The following is a 4,623-nucleotide window of genomic DNA, read 5'->3' on the forward strand; positions in this document are numbered from 1 at the left end:
CAAATCGTCTTACACCAAAGGCTTTTCTGCAATAAGTGAAAAACTTATTGTTTGCCTTAAGCTCAATAACCTGTCCTACAATCATTCCTTCTGTTACCTGTCAGAATATTTTAATGAGTTACCAAAGACGTAATCTTACTATGAAGAGGATAATTAAATAAAGCCCCAAAAATTGAATCTATAAAAAAAATTGCAGACTTTATAAACAATTTGTAGATTTATAAAAACAGTTATTAGCCCTTTCAAATTTTTATCTGGAGACCAGCCTTATTAGACAGAGGTTAAATCTGACTTAAAGGTTAATTTCAGGCAAAACTGACATCATGCCTCAAGATTTAAGTAGTTGTCCAATTCCATTGGAAATATAGCCTGTCCCCAAAAAGATTCCTTACCTCGAATCAATCTAACTTCTCTTAAATCATCTGTGAAAAAGCGCTTAGTGAGCTTTGGGAGCTAACGCTGTCATTATCAGAGGAAGCTGCTTTAGGATTATACTCCTTAAGAAGAATCTGATACTCTTCAAGCTTGACTAGAAAGCGGTCAAGTTTCTGGACAAATCCATCTGTATCTAACCCTTCAAGCCTTAAAGGCAGCATAAAGACGTATTTGTTGTTGCCAGGATTCTGAGAAAGGGTTCCGCCTTCAGTGGAAAGATAAAGAAAATTAGCCTTAAGCAACAGCTCAGAGAATTCTGAAGTAAAGCTCTCGGGAGGATCACCGAACTCAGCACAAATAGTGATGCTTTCTTCTGTAGGTGATTTTAAAATTCCTACCTCCTGATCATCTACCTTGAAAAAGGTGGAACCATCTTTTTCAGGAGCGACGCCTTCAATAGAATATCTGTCGCAGAACTCTTTGATAATGCTGTGTATGTCCATATCTAATCCATCTTCCTATGACTCAGTACTGCCCTTTCTCGTATTGGTGATTAAAATAAAAATTTCATCGGACTCAAATTTCAAGACTCAGTATATTAGTTATAGACTAAAGAAGAAAAATAAAACATGATAACATTCACAAAGATATACATAATGTAGAGCAAAATTTTTTATCAACTTTTTCAAAAGAAAAGCGTAAAGATTTTTCAAACCAATATTTTCCATATAAATACAGATAGTTATAAAGGTTTAGGACAGATCAAATTTAAAAAGACCTCCTCCCTTTTTTAACTACTGAGAGGTGGCCTTATTGATTATAGTGTCGATAGATGCTTAGAAAAGCCAAAGCAGGAGAGCACCAAGCAGAATTCTGTATATTACGAATACGGCCATGCCTGATTTTGCAATGTATTTAAGGAACAGATGAATCACAATAATTGCAACGATAAAGGAAAGTATCGCACCAATAATCAGGTTAACCCACTGTAGTTCCAATGTGCCCATAGTGTAGATTTTGTAAATCTCATAAGCACCTGAAGCGATAATTACAGGAATTGCCAGAAGGAAACTGAAACGGGCTGCCGCTTCTGATTTCATTCCCATGAAAAGACCTGCTGTAAGTGTAATACCAGAACGGGAAACACCAGGGAATACAGCAAGCGCCTGAAATAATCCGATTACCAAAGCCTGAGTATAGTTAAGACCACGAAGAGAGTCTGAACGAGCGCCCTGAATATTATCAATATTGCGCCATACCATCTTCTTGTTCACATAGGAAGCGATACCAAGAAGAATACCAAAACCAATGGTGGTATAGGCAATAACATCAATATTATCTCGCAATACCGAAGAAATATACCCCTCACAAAGTGAACCAACCACACAAACAGGCAGAGTAGCAATTATCAGACAGAAACCAATTCTTGCCAGAGGAGAAATCTGTAGCTTGATACAGGCTTCAATGGTATAGGAAGAAATCTTGACCAAATCAGCAAGATAATACAGGACAACCGCCATCAGTGTTCCCAGATGAACTGCAACATCAAAAGCCAGCCCCTGATCAGGCCAGCCAAGAAGTTTTGCAGGGAAAATCAGATGAGCACTTGATGAAACAGGTAAAAACTCAGTTAGTCCCTGCACTATAGAAAGGACCAGAACATGCAAAAAAGTCATTACTAGTCCTTAGAAGCGTTATTCCATACAGGAGCTTCAACATTCCAGTCTATGGAAGTCTTTACAACCTTTCTGTCCTCTGACAGGGTTGGTTCAAGCTTTGACCACAGCTCACTAACCTTCTGGTGAAGGACTGGATGAACAAAATCTGGATCAAGCTCATTTAAAGGACAGGTTACAAAAGGATAGTCCTGAATATCATGACGAGGAATAATGCAAGGAGTAGTGGTTTCAAGCTCTCCAAAAGCAAGAATATCGATATCGAGACGACGCTTCATACCAAAATTGGTGCCATCGTTAATCATCACTTCCTTTCCTGCCATTTCCTCAATCTTCATAAGACAGGTATGGAATTCTTCAAGGTTGGACTCAGTATCTCCGCTGATTACCATATTGAAGTAGTCAGGCTCACCATTTCTTACAGGTTTACTGATCCAGATAGATGATTTCTTACAGTTTTTTAATAATGGGGAAATTTTTGCGAATGCAAATCTTAAAGAGTTTTCTCTATTTAGATTGGATCCAACACCTAAATAAACCTTTGTAGACATCTTTACTCCAAAGTCTTTGTTATCTGTATTCCAACCTCTCTTACATCTGCGACTGCCTCTGGCTTGTTAAGTCTTACAGTCACACTATAAGGAGCATATTCTTTTAATATTATGTCACAAAGCTCCACTCCTAACTCCTCTAGAAGTTTGGCTTTTCGATTTATGATATATTTTTTTACTCTCAGAGACAAATCTGCATAGTCAATACTTTTAGCTAAGTCACCTGTTTGACCAGCTCTTTTCAGATCTTTTTCAATTTCAATTGAAACCAGAAGCGGCTGAGGAGTAACTCTTTCAAAATCCAGAATGCCAATAATACATTCCACTCTGAGATCTGTAATAAATATCTTGTCCATTTCTAGAGAGCCTTAAGAGATGATAGAGGCCATCTTGGATAAACCTTTATTCTGCCATCTCCAAGCTGTCCTGCCTTAAATCTAAGCATACCAACCTGTGCAATCATGGCACCGTTGTCTGTGCAGAACTCTCTACGGGCAAAGAATGCCTTACCGTGTATAGAATCCATTAGTTTCTGCAGGCGATTGCGAATATCCTTATTGGCACTTACTCCGCCAGCCACAACTAACGTTTTCAGGTGACACTGTTTTAAAGCTCGTTTACATTTAATTTCTAAGGTTTCTGCCATAGCCTCTGTAAAGCCCTTGGCAATATCTGCCTTCACAGTCTCAAGATCATCCTTATGATCTAAAGTTGCGTTTAAAACAGCAGTTTTTAGACCTGCAAAACTGAAGTCACAGTTTGGATTCTTTATCATTGGACGAGGGAAATTGAAGACACCGCTCTTTCCGTTTTCTGCAAGCTTTTCAAGTCCAGGACCACCAGGATAAGGAATTCCCAGAAGTTTAGCTGTCTTGTCAAAAGCTTCTCCGGCTGCGTCATCAACAGACTGACCGATAAGTTCATACTTACCAGGTTTTTCTACCTTGATAAGTAGAGTATGACCACCGGAAATCAAAAGAGCGACGAACGGATACTGAGGTTTGTCATCCTCAAGCATTGGTGCTAAAAGATGACCTTCCATATGATGCACAGGAACACAAGGTATGCCTAAGCCATAAGCTAAGGCTCCGGCTTCCATAGCTCCAGCCAAAAGAGCTCCAATAAGGCCTGGTCCTGCAGTATAAGCCACTGCGTCAATATCCTTTAGTTCGAGATTAACTTTATCCAGAGCTGCTCTTACAAGAGGAACAACTCGTTTGATATGGTCTCTGGATGCAAGCTCTGGAACCACACCGCCGTACTCGGCATGCATGGCAATCTGAGTATGCAGTACATGAGAAATCAATCCTTTTTCGTCATCATATATAGCAACACCTGTTTCGTCACAGGAGCTTTCTATTCCTAGTACACGCATAACAATTCTCTAAATTACTGAAGATGGCCTATTTTAGCAGATTATTTGAGGTCTGTCGCAGTTTTAATCCTTGAGGATATATCAGTAGAATGTAAAGAAAAACAAATACAAAAAATATTATAACGTAGTCTGATTTTTATTTATTAAACATAGATAATTAAAATAAGAATTATAATAATTACTTTTTTATCAAAAAGTTAAATAATATTAAATGGAAATAATTACTAATTTTATGTGATCTGCACTGTATTTTTGAATATTTTGTTTACACTACTTTTATAGATACTTATAATAGAATTGTAAATTAAATGCTGAGGTGAATTTCTCAAGGACGAATAAACAGGATTGCCTGCAGCCTCCAGGAACCAAACAGGGACTGCATTAGATACAATGTAAATACTATCTGTAATCATACTTGTAAACAGCAGTAGACCAACAGATGTTGAGGGTAATCCCAATGATCCAACAGGATCTTGTCCTAAGAAATAATCACCAGCAAGGTGGAACTTTAAAAAATTTTTTTTAAGATAAAGGTTCCGCGGAATAAAACCAGTCCAGCCAAGGATGAATATTCCGAAGCTGGACTAGGTGAACAAGATAACTATCAGCATTTACATCATATTTATTATTGCTGCTAGCTAATTTT

Annotated in this window: 5 protein-coding genes; all 5 read right to left on the reverse strand. The window is 37.9% G+C overall.

Annotated features, from left to right (window positions below):
- Positions 1 to 413 precede the first annotated feature (413 nt).
- The 5 genes from QZU45_RS10845 to tsaD all read right to left on the reverse strand — a co-directional run bounded on the left by QZU45_RS10845 (position 414) and on the right by tsaD (position 3,977).
- Positions 414 to 878, reverse strand: coding sequence for a type III secretion system chaperone (locus tag QZU45_RS10845; protein ID WP_295355197.1), 465 nt, complete (start codon positions 876 to 878; stop codon positions 414 to 416).
- A 333-nt stretch (positions 879 to 1,211) separates the two neighbouring features.
- The gene (locus QZU45_RS10850) at positions 1,212 to 2,051 is read right to left on the reverse strand and encodes an undecaprenyl-diphosphate phosphatase (RefSeq protein ID WP_295355199.1); all 840 of its coding nucleotides are present in this window, start codon (positions 2,049 to 2,051) and stop codon (positions 1,212 to 1,214) included.
- Between the two features lie 2 nt (positions 2,052 to 2,053).
- On the reverse strand, positions 2,054 to 2,602 hold the full coding sequence (folK, locus tag QZU45_RS10855) for a 2-amino-4-hydroxy-6-hydroxymethyldihydropteridine diphosphokinase (protein WP_295355200.1): 549 nt from the start codon (positions 2,600 to 2,602) through the stop codon (positions 2,054 to 2,056).
- Positions 2,603 to 2,604: 2 nt separating this feature from the next.
- Positions 2,605 to 2,958 carry a dihydroneopterin aldolase gene (folB, locus tag QZU45_RS10860; RefSeq protein ID WP_295355202.1) on the reverse strand — a complete coding sequence of 118 codons (354 nt, stop codon included), beginning with the start codon at positions 2,956 to 2,958 and terminating at the stop codon, positions 2,605 to 2,607.
- A 2-nt stretch (positions 2,959 to 2,960) separates the two neighbouring features.
- A complete protein-coding gene (gene tsaD / locus QZU45_RS10865) occupies positions 2,961 to 3,977 on the reverse strand; it encodes a tRNA (adenosine(37)-N6)-threonylcarbamoyltransferase complex transferase subunit TsaD (RefSeq protein ID WP_295355204.1) in 1,017 nt (338 codons plus the stop codon).
- Positions 3,978 to 4,623 lie beyond the last annotated feature (646 nt).

It is taken from the genome of uncultured Succinivibrio sp., from assembly GCF_902756765.1.
Taxonomy (GTDB): domain Bacteria; phylum Pseudomonadota; class Gammaproteobacteria; order Enterobacterales; family Succinivibrionaceae; genus Succinivibrio.

Coding starts and splice junctions, on each gene's coding strand:
- QZU45_RS10845 (WP_295355197.1), bottom strand. CDS start 878: ATGGACATACACAGCATTATCAAAGAGTTCTGCGACAGATATTCTATT.
- QZU45_RS10850 (WP_295355199.1), bottom strand. CDS start 2,051: ATGACTTTTTTGCATGTTCTGGTCCTTTCTATAGTGCAGGGACTAACT.
- tsaD (WP_295355204.1), bottom strand. CDS start 3,977: ATGCGTGTACTAGGAATAGAAAGCTCCTGTGACGAAACAGGTGTTGCT.
- folB (WP_295355202.1), bottom strand. CDS start 2,958: ATGGACAAGATATTTATTACAGATCTCAGAGTGGAATGTATTATTGGC.
- folK (WP_295355200.1), bottom strand. CDS start 2,602: ATGTCTACAAAGGTTTATTTAGGTGTTGGATCCAATCTAAATAGAGAA.